Source organism: Lacrimispora indolis DSM 755 (assembly GCF_000526995.1).
Classification (GTDB): Bacteria; Bacillota; Clostridia; order Lachnospirales; family Lachnospiraceae; genus Lacrimispora; species Lacrimispora indolis.
The window spans coordinates 1,011,280-1,028,322 of sequence record NZ_AZUI01000001.1 but is presented as its reverse complement, the minus strand read 5'-3'; the positions used below and the strand labels follow the sequence as shown (position 1 = coordinate 1,028,322).

Annotated in this window: 16 protein-coding genes; 13 read left to right on the top strand and 3 right to left on the bottom strand. The window is 47.5% G+C overall.

Going from position 1 to position 17,043, the window contains the following annotated elements; all coding sequences use genetic code 11:
* Positions 1–16 precede the first annotated feature (16 nt).
* From opp1B to K401_RS0104960, 9 genes are all read left to right on the top strand, one after another.
* Entirely contained in the window at positions 17–958 is a 942-nt protein-coding gene (opp1B, locus tag K401_RS0105005) for a nickel/cobalt ABC transporter permease (RefSeq protein WP_024291929.1), read from the top strand.
* Positions 959–960: 2 nt separating this feature from the next.
* Complete coding sequence (gene opp1C, locus K401_RS0105000; RefSeq protein WP_024291928.1) at positions 961–1,785, top strand: nickel/cobalt ABC transporter permease; 825 nt, start codon at positions 961–963, stop codon at positions 1,783–1,785.
* Entirely contained in the window at positions 1,782–2,612 is an 831-nt protein-coding gene (locus K401_RS0104995; RefSeq protein WP_024291927.1) for an ABC transporter ATP-binding protein, read from the top strand. The genes opp1C and K401_RS0104995 overlap by 4 nt, the downstream gene beginning before the upstream one ends.
* Positions 2,605–3,393 (top strand): ABC transporter ATP-binding protein, encoded by a 789-nt coding sequence (locus K401_RS0104990; RefSeq protein ID WP_024291926.1) that lies wholly within the window; start codon positions 2,605–2,607, stop codon positions 3,391–3,393. The genes K401_RS0104995 and K401_RS0104990 overlap by 8 nt, the downstream gene beginning before the upstream one ends.
* The gene (locus tag K401_RS0104985) at positions 3,393–4,328 is read left to right on the top strand and encodes a M14 family metallopeptidase (RefSeq protein WP_024291925.1); all 936 of its coding nucleotides are present in this window, start codon (positions 3,393–3,395) and stop codon (positions 4,326–4,328) included. The genes K401_RS0104990 and K401_RS0104985 overlap by 1 nt, the downstream gene beginning before the upstream one ends.
* A gap of 227 nt (positions 4,329–4,555) precedes the next feature.
* Positions 4,556–5,413: a MurR/RpiR family transcriptional regulator gene (locus tag K401_RS0104975; protein WP_024291924.1), complete on the top strand. Its 858-nt coding sequence runs from the start codon at positions 4,556–4,558 to the stop codon at positions 5,411–5,413.
* A complete protein-coding gene (gene murQ, locus K401_RS0104970) occupies positions 5,406–6,299 on the top strand; it encodes an N-acetylmuramic acid 6-phosphate etherase (RefSeq protein WP_024291923.1) in 894 nt (297 codons plus the stop codon). Before K401_RS0104975 ends, murQ begins: the two co-directional genes overlap by 8 nt.
* A 66-nt stretch (positions 6,300–6,365) precedes the next feature.
* Complete coding sequence (locus K401_RS0104965; RefSeq protein WP_034619907.1) at positions 6,366–7,796, top strand: PTS transporter subunit EIIC; 1,431 nt, start codon at positions 6,366–6,368, stop codon at positions 7,794–7,796.
* Entirely contained in the window at positions 7,797–8,846 is a 1,050-nt protein-coding gene (locus K401_RS0104960; protein ID WP_024291921.1) for a MupG family TIM beta-alpha barrel fold protein, read from the top strand.
* Positions 8,847–9,107: 261 nt separating this feature from the next.
* On the opposite strand, the gene K401_RS0104955 is transcribed toward K401_RS0104960, so the two are convergent.
* The gene (locus K401_RS0104955) at positions 9,108–10,400 is read right to left on the bottom strand and encodes a S8 family peptidase (protein ID WP_024291920.1); all 1,293 of its coding nucleotides are present in this window, start codon (positions 10,398–10,400) and stop codon (positions 9,108–9,110) included.
* 318 nt (positions 10,401–10,718) lie between these two features.
* Positions 10,719–11,186 (bottom strand): hypothetical protein, encoded by a 468-nt coding sequence (locus K401_RS0104945; RefSeq protein ID WP_024291919.1) that lies wholly within the window; start codon positions 11,184–11,186, stop codon positions 10,719–10,721.
* A 615-nt stretch (positions 11,187–11,801) separates the two neighbouring features.
* Here K401_RS0104945 and K401_RS0104940 point away from each other — a divergent pair.
* The gene (locus tag K401_RS0104940) at positions 11,802–12,839 is read left to right on the top strand and encodes an acyltransferase family protein (RefSeq protein ID WP_024291918.1); all 1,038 of its coding nucleotides are present in this window, start codon (positions 11,802–11,804) and stop codon (positions 12,837–12,839) included.
* A gap of 6 nt (positions 12,840–12,845) precedes the next feature.
* On the opposite strand, the gene K401_RS0104935 is transcribed toward K401_RS0104940, so the two are convergent.
* Positions 12,846–13,706 (bottom strand): class I SAM-dependent methyltransferase, encoded by an 861-nt coding sequence (locus K401_RS0104935; RefSeq protein ID WP_024291917.1) that lies wholly within the window; start codon positions 13,704–13,706, stop codon positions 12,846–12,848.
* 393 nt (positions 13,707–14,099) lie between these two features.
* Here K401_RS0104935 and K401_RS32735 point away from each other — a divergent pair, with 393 nt between their 5' ends.
* The 3 genes from K401_RS32735 (at position 14,100) to K401_RS0104920 (ending at position 16,936) form a co-directional block, all read left to right on the top strand.
* Positions 14,100–14,252, top strand: coding sequence for a hypothetical protein (locus tag K401_RS32735; RefSeq protein ID WP_156945248.1), 153 nt, complete (start codon positions 14,100–14,102; stop codon positions 14,250–14,252).
* Positions 14,253–14,526: 274 nt separating this feature from the next.
* On the top strand, positions 14,527–15,879 hold the full coding sequence (locus K401_RS0104925) for a PspC-like choline-binding domain-containing protein (protein WP_024291916.1): 1,353 nt from the start codon (positions 14,527–14,529) through the stop codon (positions 15,877–15,879).
* 196 nt (positions 15,880–16,075) lie between these two features.
* Positions 16,076–16,936: an SAM hydrolase/SAM-dependent halogenase family protein gene (locus tag K401_RS0104920; protein ID WP_024291915.1), complete on the top strand. Its 861-nt coding sequence runs from the start codon at positions 16,076–16,078 to the stop codon at positions 16,934–16,936.
* Positions 16,937–17,043 lie beyond the last annotated feature (107 nt).

The following is a 17,043-nucleotide window of genomic DNA, read 5'->3' as shown; positions in this document are numbered from 1 at the left end:
GAAAAAGGAGAAGCCTATGAAGCATTATGTCATCAAACGAATCCTGGCGGCCATCCCGCTGCTTCTGTGTATTTCGTTTATCTGCTTTGTATTTATTAATTTAATTCCCTCTGATCCTGCGGAGGTTGCTCTCCGTGTACGTCAGGTACCGGTCATTACAGAGGAGGCCATTGCAGAGGTACGGGCAGAGCTGGGACTGGACAAACCTTATCTGGTGCGTTATGCTGACTGGCTTCTGGAATGCCTGCGGCTGGACTTTGGCATCAGCTATACCAATCCCTCCCGCACGGTGGCAGGGGAATTGCTGCGATGTCTGCCTGCCACCCTGATGCTGGCAGGCGCGTCACTGGTACTGGTCATCCTGCTGAGTCTCCCCGTGGGATTTCTCTGCGCGGTTTATAAGGACAGCTGGTTTGACCGTCTGACCCGGGGTTTTATCTTTATGACCACTGCCATGCCGGCTTATTGGGTGGGTCTGCTTCTGATGTGGTTTGTGTCCATCAGGCTGGATCTTCTGCCCACCAGCGGAAGCGGTACCTGGAAGCATTTGATTCTACCGGCGTTCACCGTATCGCTGACCTATATTTCCACCTATATCCGTCTGATCCGCAACAATATGCTGGAAAATATGAGAGAAGATTACGTGCTTTACGCCAATGTGCGGGGACTGACCCAAAGGTCGATTCTCACCAGGCACATCCTGAAAAATTCTCTGCATACCTGTATTGTAGCCATTGGTATGAGCATTCCCCAGCTGATTGCCGGCACGATTGTAGTGGAAAACGTATTTGCGTGGCCGGGACTTGGCACCCTTTGCATCACTTCCATCTTTAACCGGGATTATCCGGTTATTCAGGCCTATGTGCTGCTCATCGGGGTGTTGTTTGTGGTTTTTAATCTCCTGTTCGATATCCTGCAGACGCTGGCAGACCCGCGTCTGAGAAACGAGGTGGCCTGACCATGATGAAAAAATTCCTTGGAAACAAGGTGGCGGTCCTGACCACTCTGGTGGTGGCGGCAGTTGCCCTGCTGGGCCTTATGGCCCCTGTCATTGCACCCCATGATCCCTATGAAACGGACATTCTTAATAAATTTGCGGCCTTCAGCGCCGGTTATCCTCTTGGCACCGACCATTTGGGACGCTGTGTTTTATCCCGTATGCTTTATGGTATCCGGCCTACCCTGGGACTTGCGGTGCTGACCATGCTGGGGACCATCGGGCTCGGCGCCCTGATGGGCCTTTTGGCCGGTTACTTTCGGGGATGGACAGACGAGCTTATCATGCGGGTGGTGGATGTGATGCTGTCCTTTCCCAGCCAGATCATGGTGTTTGCCGTGGTCGCTCTCCTTGGAGTGGATGTACGCAATGTCATTTTAGCTAATGTCTTTATTAAATGGGCCTGGTATGCCCGTATGATCCGTACCGGAGTCTTGAAGTACCGGGACCGGAATTTTGTTCTCTTTTCCCGGTGCATCGGCAACCGGGAGAGCTTTATTCTGGGGCGGCATCTGCTGCCCAGCATTGCCTCAGAAATGGCGGTGCTGGCATCACTGGACATCGGCTGGGCAATCATTAATATTTCTACCTTATCCTTTCTTGGCCTTGGGGTCCAGGCACCCACTCCGGAGTGGGGGGCAATGCTCAATGAGGCAAAAAATGTACTCACTACCAATCCGGTGCAGATGCTGGCGCCCGGCATTGCCATTGTTATTCTGGTAACTGCATTTAATCTGCTGGGTGATGCCCTGCGGGATGTGCTGGATCCAAGGGAGGCGGCAGTATGAACATAATTTTAGAGGTATCCGGCCTTTCTGTTTCCCTAAGGAAGAGGAAAGACTCCCAGATGATACTGGAAAATATCAGTTGTTCTGTCCGGAAAGGAGAATGTCTGGGAATTCTGGGAGAGAGCGGCAGCGGAAAAAGTATGACAGCCAAAGCGATCCTCGGATTGCTGGACGATGATTTTGCAGTATCAGGCAAAGTTCTGTATCAGGGAAAGAATCTGCTGGATCAGAGCGGGGAAGCCCTGCGGCAGCTGCGCGGGAAAGAGATTGCCATGGTGCTGCAAAATCCCATGACCTGCTTTGACCCGCTGTACAGGATCGGCTATCAGCTGGCAGAAACTCTGGCGGTGCATACGGACTGGAGCAAGGATGAGATTTACACACGGTCTGAAGAAATCCTCCATACCATGCAGATCCGGGATCCTGCCCTGGTGCTGGAAAAATATCCCCACCAGCTTTCCGGAGGTATGCTTCAGCGCATCATGATCGGCCTGGCTATGGCTTTAAAGCCCGCCCTGCTCATTGCAGATGAACCGACGACAGCCATTGACGCCATCACCCAGTACGCGGTCATGGAGGAGTTCCGGAAAATCAAGTGTGAACACGGTACGGCAATGATATTCATTTCCCACGATCTGGGAGCTATCTCCTGTGTGGCGGACAAGCTTTTGGTTTTAAATCAGGGTAAAGTGGCGGATCAAGGCAGTTTCCGCCAGGTTCTACACCACCCGGCAGATCCGTATACCCGTCTGCTCATTGAAAAGAGGGCGGCGGTCATGGGAAAATACCGCACCGCGCTCCAGAAAGGAGAGGTGATCTATGCTTGAACTACGCGATGTTAATGTCAGCTTCCGCAGTGAGAGGCAGGATACCCTGCTCCGTACCAAGCGGCAGCAGGTGCTTTATCATGTATCTCTGACTGTTCCGGAGGGGTGCTGCCTGGGTGTGCTGGGAGAGAGCGGCAGCGGAAAATCCACTGCCGGCCGGGTATTGTGCGGTTTGCTGAAGCCGGATAAGGGGCAGGTTTTGTTTCGCGGCCAGGATATCTATCGCACCAAAAGCGGCCGCCGGGCGTTACAGGAATCCATCAGTGTCGTGTTCCAGGACTACACCACTTCTGCGAATCCCCGCTTTCATGTGAGGGATATCATTGCCGAAGGGCTGATGGTCTATCAGCGCCGCACAGGCAAAAGACTTGATATTTCAGAAGAGGTCACGGCCCTGCTGGAGCAGGTGGGCTTAGATGGCAGCTATGCCTCCCGCTATCCCCATCAGCTTTCCGGCGGACAGCTTCAGCGGGTATGCATCGCCAGAGCCATCGCCTGCCGGCCCAAGGTCATTTTGCTGGATGAGGCCATCAGTTCTCTGGATGCCCACACTCAGGTGCAGATCATGGATCTGCTGGTGGAGCTGAAAGACCGTTATGGCCTGACCTATGTGTTTATCACTCATGATCTCACAGCCATCACTTATCTGTGTGACCGGGTACTGTTCCTGTATCAGGGACAGATAACAGAACAGTGTGAAGTGGCGGAAATCGCAGGAGTGCAGGACAGCTATGCCCAAAAGCTGCTGTCTTCCATCATTGACTTTGAGGAGGTTTCTTAATGCTGTTTTGTAACCTTGCTTTTCAGCCAGGCGAAAAGAATAAAACACTGCTTCCGGTAATGCCGGGAACAGACATTCCGGTTTGGGTGGTCTGCGGGAAAGAAAGCGGCCCCACGCTGGTGGTGACCGCCGGTGTTCACGGATGTGAATTTGTGGGCATTCAGGCGGTGCGCCGGTTTTATGAGCACATTGATCCTGCAACCTTTCGGGGGCGGCTTATTATGCTGCCGCTGGTAAACCAATCCGGTTTTTATCATGGAAAAAAACAGATTGTACCCGAGGATGGGAAGAACTTAAACCGGGTCTTTCCGGGGGACCGCTTTGGTACCGTCAGCCAGCAGATGGCTTATGTCATTGAGCAGGAAATATATCCTTTGGCAGACTTTCTTGTGGATCTCCATGGAGGCGATATTAACGAGGCCCTTACGCCCCTGATATTTTTCCCGGCCGCTGTGGAGGAGCATGTCAGCACCCGCACCCGGGAGGCAGCCATGCATTTGCCGGTAACCTACCGGGTACGGTCCACCTCAGGCAACGGGCTGTACAGCTACGCAGCCAAACGGGGGATCCCGTCATTTCTTCTGGAAATCGGAGGGGGCGGCCGATGGAGGGAGGAAGAAGTGGCTCTGTGCCAGGTTTGCTTAACACGGCTGATGGGTTATTTGAAAATGAGAGATACGGCTCAGCCAAATCCGGGCCAGCTGGAAGGGGTGGAAGCGGTCTATGAGGAGGCGGAAGCCGACGGTTTCTGGCAGCCCTGCATCGCACCGAACCAGAATGTCCAAAGAGGGATGCTGCTGGGTCAGCTATGGGATTTAGACGGACGGCTGATCCGGGAATACACCGCCGGTTTGAATGGTGTTGTCTGGTATCATACTACCACCCTGGGGGTTCAAAAAGGAGATCCTTTGGTTGCTTATGGCCGATGTGAATGACCGGATTCCTGTTTGGGATTAAACAACAAAAACATAAACTGCAAAAGCAGATGCTGTTAAAAATCATGACGGCATCTGCTTTTTCCTTATGTGCTAAAACATCATATTATGAAAAAAAGTTTCATAAACTATCAAGTATATTGAAAAAATAATACAACAAAGCTAGAATGTAAATAGGTAAAAAATATGTAAATTTCTTCTGGCTTTACAGAAAGGAGAAGAAATGTATGAAAGGTTTACTTGTAAGGATTGACAGCTATATCCAAAATGCGGGAGAAGCAGAAAAAGAGCTGATAAAGAGACTTCATAAACATCCCGAATCAGTCCTCAGAAAAAGTATTAAGGAGATTGCCAAAGAAACCTATACTTCCCCGGCAACGGTTGTGAGGCTTTGCAAAAAGCTGGGCTGTAAGGGGTATAAGGATTTTCAGAACACCCTGGCCTATGAGGTGGCCTTATTTCAGGAGAGCAGGAACATTGCGTTTCAGAAGATCACGCGGGAAGATTCCATGGAAGACATTATTTATAAGGTCACAAAGAAAAATATTGAATCCCTGGAAACCACTCAGAAGCTGATTGAGCCAAAGGTTGTGACAGAATGTGTAAAGCTCTTGGAAAACAGCAGAAGCGTCACTCTGTTCGGGCTGGGAACCTCCCTTTTAGCGGCAAGAGATTTGTACTTGAAGCTCTTAAGGGCTGATGTGCTGTGCAATGTCTGCGATGACTGGCATACACAGCTGCTGGCCGCCAGAAACTTAAAAAAAGGCGATCTGGCCATTGCCATCAGCTATTCCGGGCTTACGGAAGAGATCCTTCAATGTGTAAAGGAAGCAAAAGGAAACGGAGCAAAGGTGATTGCCATAACAAGGGCGGTGGAATCGGAACTGGCCTTGGAAGCGGATTTCGTTCTTCCTGTTGCGGCAACAGAGCTGATACACCGAAGCGGCGCCATGTCATCCCGTATTTCACAATTAAATGTAATAGACATTTTTTTTACTGCTTATGTTAATAGAAATTATGAAACCTGTATGAGCAAATTTTCAAAAAATTATATACAGAAGAAAGGAAGTACAGAGCATGATTGATTTATCAGTGCTGACAACAGAATCCCGTAATCCGGATACCATGAATCTGGATGAAATGACGCCACTTGAAATTGCTGCTGTCATGAACAAGGAAGATGAAAAAGCGGTAAAAGCCGTAGAGGAAGTGCTCCCTCAGGTTGCGACGGCGATTGAATGGGCGGCAGAGAGTCTGAATGCAGGAGGCCGTATCATTTACATCGGTGCAGGAACCTCCGGGCGTCTGGGAGTGTTGGATGCAGTGGAATGCCCGCCCACCTTCGGGGTCCCCAGGGAGATGGTGGTAGGCTTGATCGCGGGCGGAGAAAAAGCCTTTGTAGAGGCTGTAGAAGGAGCCGAGGACAGTGAGAACTTATGCGAGGAAGATCTAAAGACGGCCGGCCTGACTTCAAAGGATATTGTGATCGGCCTGGCGGCATCAGGCAGAACGCCCTATGTAATCTACGGCCTTGATTATGCAAATAAAATGGGCTGCCGAACCGCGGCCATTGCATGTAACAAAGGATCTGATATAGGAAAAACAGCACAGCTTGCCATTGAACCGGTGACAGGACCTGAGGTATTAACAGGTTCCACCAGATTAAAGGCCGGAACGGCACAGAAGATGATCCTCAATATGATCTCAACAGGAAGCATGGTGGGGATCGGGAAAGCTTATGAAAACCTTATGGTGGATGTAAAGCAGAGCAATGAAAAGCTGGTGGTAAGGTCCCAGAATATCCTGATGACGGCCACCGGATGCAGCAGAGAAGAGGCTGAAAGAGTATTAAGCCAGGCAGAGGGGCATGTTAAAACTGCTGTTGCCATGATTTTACTGGATTGCGGACCGGAGGAAGCAAGACAAAAGTTATCACAAGCCGGAGGGAAGATCCGAGAGGCTTTGAGATAAAAAGAAAGGAGTTTTAAGGATTCTTTTTAAGTGTAATTTAAATAAAATTATTAAAGGAGGATTATCGTGAATTACAAGCAAATCAGTGAACAATTATTAACGCTGCTTGGGGGAAAAGCGAACATAACTTCCAATGCTGCCTGCATGACAAGGCTTCGTGTCGGCTTAAGAGATACATCCAAAGCTGATATTGAAGGTGTGAAAAAGGTAGAGGGAGTTCTTGGAGTGGTGGAAAGCGACACCATCCAGATTGTATTTGGTCCGGGAAAAGTAAACAAGGTATTGGACGAATTTTACATGCTTACAGGACTTGCAAAGGGCCAGGCGGAAAATGGTACGGAGCAGGATATCAATGAGGTTGCAAAGGAGAACAAGGCTCTTCAAAAAGCGAAATATGATAAGCCGGTCCAGAGGTTTTTAAAGAAGATCTCCAATATTTTCGTGGCTCTGCTTCCCGGCATCATTGCTGCAGGTCTGATCAACGGTATTTGTAATGTTATCAATGTTTCTACCGGCGGGAGCCTTTTAGGAGTATGGTGGTATCAATGCATCCGGACCATGGGCTGGGCTCTGTTTGCCTACCTGCCCATTCTGGTGGGATACAATGCGGCTAAGGAATTCGGCGGTTCAGGCGTTCTTGGGGCCATTGCAGGAGCCATGTCTATTGCAAATCCCGGGATGCCTTTGCTTGCTACGGTAAACGATGCCCAGATACTACTTCCCATTACCAATACAGTATTTAATCCGGCATCAGGCGGACTTTTGGCTGCGCTGATTGCAGGCGCGTTCTTCGCCTTTCTTGAAAAAAACATCAGAAAGCGTATGCCTGACATTATTGATACCTTTATAAGCCCTCTTTTAGTGCTTATCATTGGAGGCATCATTGCACTCCTGGTAATCCAGCCTTTGGGTGCAGGATTAACAAAGGTGATCTTTGCCATATTAAGTTTTGTATATGAAAAAATGGGCGTTGTCGGAGGTTATATTTTATCCGCAGGCTTCCTTCCTCTGGTGGCTGTAGGCCTGCATCAGGCCCTGACTCCTATTCATGCCCTTTTAAATGATCCTGCAGGCGCGACAAAGGGAATCAACTATCTCCTTCCAATCCTTATGATGGCAGGCGGCGGACAGGTGGGCGCCGGTATTGCATTGTATGTGAAAACAAAGAACGTAAAATTAAAGAGATATATAAGGGATTCCATCCCAGTAGGTATTCTTGGAATCGGAGAGCCCATGATGTATGCAGTGACGCTGCCGCTTGGAAGGTCCTTTATTACCGCTTGTGTGGGTGCAGGCTTTGGAGGAGCTGTTGCAGCTCTTATGCACCTTGGTACGGTTTCCCAGGGAGTATCCGGTTTGTTCGGCTTGCTGATCGTTCAGCCAGGCCAGCAGATTGGCTACATAGTATCCATGCTCATCGCTTATGCAGGCGGCTTTCTGGTGACCTATTTCTTTGGAGTGGATGAAGACAGAATCAATGAAGTATATGGAGAATAAATGAATACAGGAATTTCAATATATTTTTCAAATGGAATGGAAAAGAATGAACGCCTGATAAAAAAGGCGGTGGAAAACGGAGTGAAGTATGCCTTTACTTCACTCCACATTCCGGAGGAAACAGGAGTGGATTACCGCCGGGATGTACAAAGGCTGCTGGAGATATGCAGGGAAGGCCAGTTAAACCTCATTGTGGATGTGGGCCCGGAAACCCTGGAAAAGTTGGGAACAAGCAATATCTCGGAGCTGAAGGACCTTGGGATCACCCACGTCCGCCTTGATTACGGCTTTGATGCCAAAGAAACGGTACAGATATCCAAAGACTTTTATGTGGTATTTAATGCCTCCACCATTATGGAGGAAGAGCTTTTGGAGTGGAAAAGGTATGGAGCTGATTTCACCAGATTTGCAGCGTGCCATAATTTTTATCCAAAGCAGTTTACTGCCCTGTCCCTTAAGCAGACAAAGGAAATGAACCAGAGGTTAAAGTATCTTGGCTTTACCACCATGGCTTTTGTGCCTGGGAATCTGGAACTGAGAGGACCTTTGTTTGAAGGACTTCCCACAGTGGAAGCGCACAGGGGAAGGAAAGACCAGGTACTTTTAAACATGCTGGAGCTTTATTATGAGGGCTTCTGCGATGTGGTGCTGATCGGCGATGTGGATGTGGAAGAACAGGACTGGAAGGATATTCAATGCTTAAGCAATGATTATGTAGAGCTTAAGGCAGACATCCTTCCTTCCTATGATTATGTAAAAGACATCATTCATCATGACAGGCCGGATTCCAGCGAGTACGTCATCCGTTCCCAGGAATCGAGACAGTATAAGCAGAAAATCAGGCCTGAGAACGAGAATCAGGCACAAATAAGGAATCAGGGAAGCATTTGTATTTCCAATAAAAATTATTTAAGGTATATGGGTGAGCTTGAGATTGCCAGAATTGACCTGCCCGGGGAAGACAGGGTAAATATCATTGGGCAGGTGCAGGAGACTCATATGAAATATTTGCCCTATATTCAAAAAGGTCTTGGAGTGAAGCTTGTATAATTTTTTCCCTATGCTCCGGTCTTTAACTAAGGCGCCGTAAAATAGGAAAGATTACAATAAATCAACAGAAAAAGTTTATATAAAAAGGTCTGTAAACCGGGTATTACCAGTGTTTACAGACCTTTTATATATTAATAGCTATTATCAATTGGTGTAAAATAAACGATCCGATGCATGTTGATCCCTTAGATATATGGCTATTTTAGTTTTATCAACATATTGTTGTAATTTGTATACTTCGCCGCAGCTGCATTGCCTAATTTACTGCCAGGACAGGGCCCCGTAGGCATCCAACAGGCCTCCGCTTACCATCTTTCCTGTAAGGGTATCCAGTTTTCTGCTGGAATTTAAAAGAATATTTTTTACATCAGACAGGGAAATATCCGGCCGGTAAGAATAGAGCATGGCGGCCACACCTGTTACCATGGGCGCTGCCATGGAAGTTCCGCTCATAAAGCCATAGGCATCTCCGGGAACCGTGCTTAAGATATAGCTGCCGGGGGCGGCTATGTCAACGCTGTTGGCACCATAGTTGGAATCCTTGCTTAAGCTTCCGTCAAATAAGAGGTTTGCAACGGAGATCACGTTATCATAAGGAAGGGAAGCCGGATAAACAGGGTAAATGTCTGTATCATATCCAAGTCCGGAGATTCCACCGTTTCCGCAGGAAACCACAAATAACATGCTGGAATTTTTAATAGTCTGTGCCAGTTCTTCGCTGTAGGCGGTGGTACCCATGCTTAAATTGCAGATGGAAGCGCCGTGTGCTTCGGCATAATGGATTGCCTGGATCACCGTTTCCGGGGAGCCGACACCCTTTTCGCCGCCAAGGGCTTTTAGAGGCATGATCTTCACATAATTATTATCCGTGATACCGGCAATGCCGTAGGAACCGCGGACAGCACCGATGGTTCCCGCTGCATGGGTTCCATGAGTATCCTCACTGCCGGAAAAGACCTGGTTATTTCCGGAATAAAAGTTCCAGCCGTGCACATCATCTATGTATCCGTTGCCGTCGTTATCAATTCCATCTCCATCGATTTCACCTGGATTGGTCCAGATGGCATTTTTAAGCTCAAGGTGATTGATGTCAATGCCCGTATCAATGATGGCCACAATGACGGATCGCTTGTTCACTGCCTGGTCGTAAAGCTTCCATGCAGGCTGTATGTTGATGTCAACTCCGGTGGAAGCTCCGATTACTGTGGATTCAAAATCTCCGGGGCCAGGGGTGGAAGCACCGCTGCCTGATTTCCGTCCATCGTAAATGTTATCAATTGCTTGAAATTTGGATTTCAGCTCAACAAGGCGGAATTCCCCGTCATTTTTCAATCCCCACTGATAGGTGGAAAATTCATCCGAGGGGGATAGGTTTATCAGGCCGGGGCCAAGGGCCAGAGCATGCAGTTCTTGTCCACTCTGGGAAGAATATGCTAAAAGCGGGCTGTCGAAGGTCTTTTCAGGGCCTATCCCGGAAGAGGGACTGTTAAAATAGGGCAGGCCTGTAAAAAGAAGAGCGAGGATCAGACAGGCAGCGCAAATTGTTTTTTTCATAATTTCTATCTCCTTATATGTGAAACAATCGTTGAAATTGTTCCTATTATATCAAAGTGCCGGCTTACTGACCAGCCCTGCACATTAATACGGTTACTATTAACACTCCTTTTCCTTTTTAAATTATAATACATTGTAAAGAATCCCGGCCAGAGCAGCAGGAGTTTGTCTCATTCTGTGTTTTGGGGCAGCGCCGGATTTGGTGCTTCGTTTAAGCATTATACCATAACCTTACGCTGTAAGCTTGAAAAATATGTGAAAATTATTTTAATATTTTTATATGAGAAATGCCCGGCCGGAGCCGGGCATTGTCTGATGTTATTCAACTGATTCCAGTGGATTCTTTTCCATCTCTGTTTCTGGGGCTTTATCTGCCTCTCTTCTGGCAAGTTCCGCATTGGCTTCGGCCTGTGTGATGGTCCCGGCATCTACCAGCTTCTGGATCTCGTCCTCGGTCAGAGTGGAGAGATCTTTGCTGCTGTCTCCGCTTTCTGATTCTTCTGTCTGGGAAGCGGGTTTTGCAGAGGGCGCAGGTTTGTTCCCGGTTACTGCCTGGCTTTCCTGGAATGCTCTGCCTTCACTGCTGATTTCAATGGTATCCACGGGAGCCGAGGTTACGGTACGGGTTTCCTGGGTCTGGCCACTGCTTTCATTTCCGATTGCCTCAATCTGTGCGGCTTCTGCTGCGCCGGTTTTTGCAGAGGCTGCCTGTGCTTTTTCCTTCTGGGCCTGAAGGAGCTGCCATTCTTCATAGGATGAAGGATTTGAAATTCCTGAGATTCCCATGATTCTTTCCTCCTTATGTAATTTTATAACGGGCATTTGTTAAATACCGGACTCCCCTGGTTTTACTGGCGCTCTCACATTTTTATATAAATGCTCTCTTCACCCGCGATAAAATAGAATTATCATGATCCATCAGGAGCCGGAAGCCTTTCGTTATCTGAAAAAACAATTTAACCGAATCAAGTAAGTCCCTCACTTCAAATGCAAAATGTATTAAGTTTGGGGAGGGGACTTACTCCGATCAGGTGTAGTACAAGCTCCGCCTGACAAGCAGCGATAGCTGCTATTCGGTTATGCCCGATAAAGCGGGGCACGCCGTGAACAAATAGCGAAGCGGATTGCGAATATCCGCTTGGCCAATGATGTATTATTATATAAGGAAAGAATATCACTATTTACTGAAAATAGTCTGAAAGAAGTCTGGAAATCTACTCTGCAAGAATTAAAAACGGCTCTTCACGCCGTTCTGATTCCTTATCAGAGTTTCCCGAAGATTTCCAGAGGATGTGGGAAATAAAGTCTCTTTCTCAGTAGTTGCCATTTTGTACGTCAAATGATAATATAATTCTATATATCGTTTTGCCTTTGATGGGAAAAGCGGGAAAGGAGGGGCCTGTGGAGGAAAAGAGATTCCGCAATAAGATTAACTGGTTTACATTCTTTTTCAGCGTTCTGGTCATATGGGTCCATTCCTACAATGCAGTTCTTTTCCTGGGTAAGACCAGGATTGCTTATGAAGTTGATGCTCTGGAACGTTTTTTGGGAGACCAGGTGGCTCAGATCGCCGTACCTGGATTTTTTCTTATATCCTCCTACCTTTTCTTCAGGAATTTTACTTTGGACCGCCTTTGGATCAAATGGAATTCCAGGATCAGGAGTGTGCTGGTTCCCTATATCGTATGGAACCTTTTGTATTACTTGGGCTATGTCATAGGGAGCCGTTTGCCTGCAATGTCCGGAATTATCGGAAAGGGAAGGATCCCCTTCCGCTTTACGGTAGCAGCAGACGCTGTCCTTCATTATACGTATAACTATGTGTTCTGGTATTTAAACCAGCTGATTGTTTTGATTCTTCTGGCACCGGTGATTTACCTTATTATCAGGAGGAGGCTGACAGGAGTTATGCTTCTGACCGGAATACTGGCTGCAATTTACAGCGGCGGCGCTTTGCCTCTTGTGAATCTGGATGCCCTTTTTTATTACAGCTTTGGCGCCTTTGCCGCAGTTGTGGAGAGAGAGCTTGCCGAACAGACCTGGAACCGGAAAAGCCTTCTGGCAGGGCTCGCCATTTTAGCTGCCGGACTTCTCATAAAGGACTTAGACCTTCCCGGAAGCATTAAGGGTGAGGTTGCCGCGACAACTGTAATCTTCCGCCTCTTTATTCCGGTAGGCTTATGGCTCCTGGTTCCGGAAGGTCTTTTGGGAGAGGCGAAGGATTGGATGAAGCAGAATTTCTTTCTCTATGCCGTTCATTTTGCCATGGTGCGTCTGATAAATAAAACGGGAGCATTTCTGCTCCCTGCATTTCCGGCGCTGCCCCTTGGGTTTTTCCTGCTTATGCCGGTATTGTGCGTGATATTCAGTTACTGGGCAGGCCTTTTTTTACGCCGTTACCTTCCTGTTTTGTGGAATCTTCTTAACGGAGGCCGGTGAGCCCTCTTAAGCCCACCATCTGCCTGAGGCCCCGCAGGGAAGAACCAGTCCGGTCCGGGTAACAGGAAGTCCCACTTCTTCAGATTGTACGGTGCCTCCGAATTTCCCGCCGATTTCGGTGGAAATCATATAGGAAAGTACAGAAGGTGCCAGCCCTGTGGTATAGGAGTTGATTAAGAAGAAGAGAGGCTGGTCGGACAGAAGCTGGGAGCAAAGCTTTACAAAGGGATAAATGGAGTCTTCAATTTTCCAGATTTCTCCCTTTGGCCCTCTTCCATAGGAGGGAGGATCCATGATGATCCCATCGTAATGATTCCCTCTTCTGATCTCTCTTTCTACGAATTTTGCGCAGTCATCCACGATCCAGCGGATGGAAGCGGACTCCAGATTGGAGGAACGGGCATTTTCCTTGGCCCAGCCAACCATTCCCTTGGACGCATCCACGTGGGTGACAGAGGCTCCTGCCTTTGCAGCCGCCAGGGTGGCGCCTCCTGTGTAGGCAAATAAATTAAGCACCTTTACAGGCCGTCCGGCCTGTTTAATTTTTTCACTGAACCAGTCCCAGTTTGCAGCCTGTTCCGGAAAGAGCCCTGTATGCTTAAAGCTGAAGGGCTTTAACTGGAAGGTCAGATCCTTATAGCTGATGGTCCACTGTTCCGGAAGGTCAAAAAACTCCCACTCCCCGCCGCCCTTGGCGCTGCGGTGATAGTGGCCGTTCATCTTTTTCCAGCCTTTCTCCGTCCTGGGAGTGGACCAGATCACCTGTGGATCAGGGCGTACGAGGAGATATTTCCCCCAACGTTCCAGCTTTTCTCCTTCTGAACAATCTATCACTTCATAATCTTTCCAGCTGTCTGCAATCCACATAATCGGTGCCGCCCTTTCCATAATTAATAAATAGTAGTTTCATCAAATGATTCCATAGCGTGATTTACTGATCAAAGGCAAGCTAAGAGCAGGCTGAAAGCAGTAAATTAGCCGTTCAATGAACCAAAGGTAAATTGAACTTCCTTGATTATACTGGATAGAATTAAGAGCGTCAAGTACAGGCAGAGTCATGAGAAAAGCCCCTCAATCACGCCTTGTCTATATGTTCTATATAATATAGTATAAATTGAAAAATGAGGTGTAAATTTATGTGCTGTTTTAATATAGGCTTTACCGTCGGTAACTGCGGCTGTAACCGCTGGTGCAGCTGGGGAATCAATAACGGCTGCGGCAACTGGGGCTGTAATAACAGCTGCAACTGTGGATGGAACAATGGCTGTAATTGGGGCTGTAATAACGGCTGTAATTGGGGCTGCTGCAACCGATGCAACCGGTGCAACAGATGCTGCGGCAACTGGGGCTGGAACAATCGCTGTAATTAGTGGAAAAGTAATGCTCTTTTTTCTATATTTATATGAAGTTTAAGGCAAGGTCTGGTTTTACCGGACCTGCCTTATTTTTTACCTTAACCAGAGTTCACAGTTGATGGAAAGAAGATGAGCTGTGCTTTCGAAGGATGAAACCATGATATAGAAAAATTTCGGACCAGATAAAAGCCAAAGTGATAAGAGAAGTAGGGCAGAACAAGGGGAGAAATAATTTCGTAATAGAATTGAAAGATTAAAACAGTTGAATAATCTAAGATTAATTGTTAAAATAAATATTAACAGAAAAGGAAATCCCTGTAAGGAGTGAAGATATGAAAAGAAAAGGTCTCATCATGCTGGCTGTTACCGCCATGCTGGCGATTGGTGCTGCATCTATGGATGCCTGGGCTGCGGAAGGTTGGGCTCAGTCAGGAAGCACCTGGGTTTATTATGATTCAAGCGGGAGTAAGGTGACAAACACCTGGAAAAAGGGCGCGGACAACCTGTGGCGTTATTTAAACACCAATGGCGAGATGGCTGTAAACACCTGGGTGGAAAATACCTACTATATGGACTCCAACGGGATTCTGGTCACGGATAAGTGGATGAAATTCCAGGATTCAGGCAGTTCCCTTTACAAATGGTATTATTTCGGAAGCAGCGGAAAAGCGATTATGGATAACTGGTCCAAGATCAATAATAAGTGGTATTACTTCGATCCAAACGGTGAGATGCAGACCGGCTGGGTCCTTGATGATATGTATTATTGCGGAACCGACGGAGCCATGCGCACCGGCTGGCAGAAGCTTTTTTCACCGAACAGTGATTACGACGGGGACCGTGTCACTCCCGGGGATAATGATGACGGAAAATTCTGGTACTATTTTAATGACAGCGGCAAAAAGTATGTTCCAAAGGATATGTCCGGCGATTATGCAACCTATAAGATAGACGGAGTTGCTTACTGCTTTGATTCCGATGGAGCGCTTCAAACCGGCTGGAAGAACGTAGGAATTGATAATGCCGAATATGACATCCAGAATTATAAATATTATGACAGCAACGGAAAGCTGAGAGTGGGCTGGTATTCCGTGGAACCGCCCGAGGATTTGTCCGGCTATGAAGAGAGTGTGGAGTGGTTTTATTTTTCCAATTCCGGGGTTCCAAAGACCGGACCAAAGGAGGGAGAGGCCAGCACCCAGAATTTAACCAAGATAAACGACAAGACTTATTTGTTTAATAGCCTGGGCAATCCTGTATATGGACTGCAGAAGGTGAACATTGGAAGCACTTCAGAGTATACTGCCTTCTATTTCGGAGATAAGAAGACCAGCACCATGCAAAAGGGCAAGGTTAAGGTGATCGAAGGGGATGGCAGTGATGCCACCTATTATTTCAGTGACAGCGGCCGGGGCTATACCGGAGTCAAAGACGGTTCCTTATATTATATGGGCAAGCTTCAATGTGCAGATGAAGGAACCAAGTATGAAGCCATTGCCATTCCTACGGGAAGCACTACCACCACTTATGTGGTGAACACTTCCGGCAAGGTGGCAAAAAGCACAACGGTAAAAAATTCCGAAGGAGTGAAATATAAGACCGGAAGCAACGGAAATTTATTAAAGGTGGATGATGAAACGCCAAGCGGAGAAGGCAGAACCCCTACGGAACCGGTCTGGGAATAAGAAAATCAGGGATCATATTTAGCAGCAGAACGTATTTTACGTTCTGCTGTTTTTTCAGTAAGATGCTGTCAGCATCCTAAATTGATGATACTGAAAGTGAAATCAGTTTGGAAATCTTGACAGAGAAATAAAAAACTTTTATACTGACCTTGCAAGGGCATTCTCGAAAACCCTTAGCCAAAAGGAAAGATAAATCATGAAGAAACCACTTATTTTACAGTCGGATTTTGGAATGGCAGACGGCGCGGTCAGCGCCATGTACGGAGTTGCTTACGGCGTATCAGGAGATTTGAATATTTCAGATCTGACTCATGAGATTCCCCAGTATGATATCTGGGAAGCCTCCTACCGGCTGATTCAGACTGTGGGCTACTGGTCAGAGGGTTCAGTTTTTGTCAGTGTGGTTGATCCGGGGGTAGGTTCTACCAGGCGCAGTATCGTGGTGCGGACAAAGAACGGGCAATACATAGTTTCCCCGGATAACGGAACCCTGACCCATGTAAAGAGGATTACCGGCTTGGAAAGCGCTCGGGTCATTGATGAGAGTGTCAACCGTCTCCCCAATTCAGGTGAAAGCTATACCTTTCATGGACGGGATATTTACGCTTATACAGGAGCAAGGCTGGCAGCAGGGATCATCACTTTTGAGGAAGTAGGGCCGGAGGTTCCCACGGAAAGCGTCATTGAGCTGCCGGTTGTGGAGGCTGTCTATGATGGAGAAAAGGTAAGCGGAACCATTGATGTGCTGGATGTGAGGTTTGGAAGCCTATGGACAAATATTCCGAGAGCGCTTTTTAAAAGCCTGGGAGTAAGCCACGGCGGAAGGGTGGAAATCAGCATTGAAAATGAGACCCGTACCTTATATAAAAACATTTTGGTTTACGCTAAAAGCTTTGCCGATGTATATGTGGGAGAACCACTGGTATATGTGAACAGCCTGGACTGCATGGCAGTGGCGATTAACCAGGGGAATTTCTCAAGGGCATATAATATTGGAACAGGAACAAACTGGAGAATTACAATAAGAAAGGCTCCCCGGATAATTTACGATGACTGATATTCCGGCTTGACAATTAAAAATGCATAGATTATACTGAAACCAGCTTGTTCAACAAGCTGGTTTTTGACAAGGACAAGCAGAACGAATCTTCACAATCACGTGAA

Coding starts and splice junctions, on each gene's coding strand:
- K401_RS0104955 (WP_024291920.1), bottom strand. CDS start 10,400: ATGAAAAAAACAATTTGCGCTGCCTGTCTGATCCTCGCTCTTCTTTTT.
- K401_RS0104960 (WP_024291921.1), top strand. CDS start 7,797: ATGAATACAGGAATTTCAATATATTTTTCAAATGGAATGGAAAAGAAT.
- K401_RS0104990 (WP_024291926.1), top strand. CDS start 2,605: ATGCTTGAACTACGCGATGTTAATGTCAGCTTCCGCAGTGAGAGGCAG.
- K401_RS32735 (WP_156945248.1), top strand. CDS start 14,100: ATGGCTGTAATTGGGGCTGTAATAACGGCTGTAATTGGGGCTGCTGCA.
- opp1B (WP_024291929.1), top strand. CDS start 17: ATGAAGCATTATGTCATCAAACGAATCCTGGCGGCCATCCCGCTGCTT.
- K401_RS0104935 (WP_024291917.1), bottom strand. CDS start 13,706: ATGTGGATTGCAGACAGCTGGAAAGATTATGAAGTGATAGATTGTTCA.
- K401_RS0104925 (WP_024291916.1), top strand. CDS start 14,527: ATGAAAAGAAAAGGTCTCATCATGCTGGCTGTTACCGCCATGCTGGCG.
- K401_RS0104985 (WP_024291925.1), top strand. CDS start 3,393: ATGCTGTTTTGTAACCTTGCTTTTCAGCCAGGCGAAAAGAATAAAACA.
- K401_RS0104975 (WP_024291924.1), top strand. CDS start 4,556: ATGAAAGGTTTACTTGTAAGGATTGACAGCTATATCCAAAATGCGGGA.
- K401_RS0104995 (WP_024291927.1), top strand. CDS start 1,782: ATGAACATAATTTTAGAGGTATCCGGCCTTTCTGTTTCCCTAAGGAAG.
- K401_RS0104920 (WP_024291915.1), top strand. CDS start 16,076: ATGAAGAAACCACTTATTTTACAGTCGGATTTTGGAATGGCAGACGGC.
- K401_RS0104945 (WP_024291919.1), bottom strand. CDS start 11,186: ATGGGAATCTCAGGAATTTCAAATCCTTCATCCTATGAAGAATGGCAG.
- opp1C (WP_024291928.1), top strand. CDS start 961: ATGATGAAAAAATTCCTTGGAAACAAGGTGGCGGTCCTGACCACTCTG.
- murQ (WP_024291923.1), top strand. CDS start 5,406: ATGATTGATTTATCAGTGCTGACAACAGAATCCCGTAATCCGGATACC.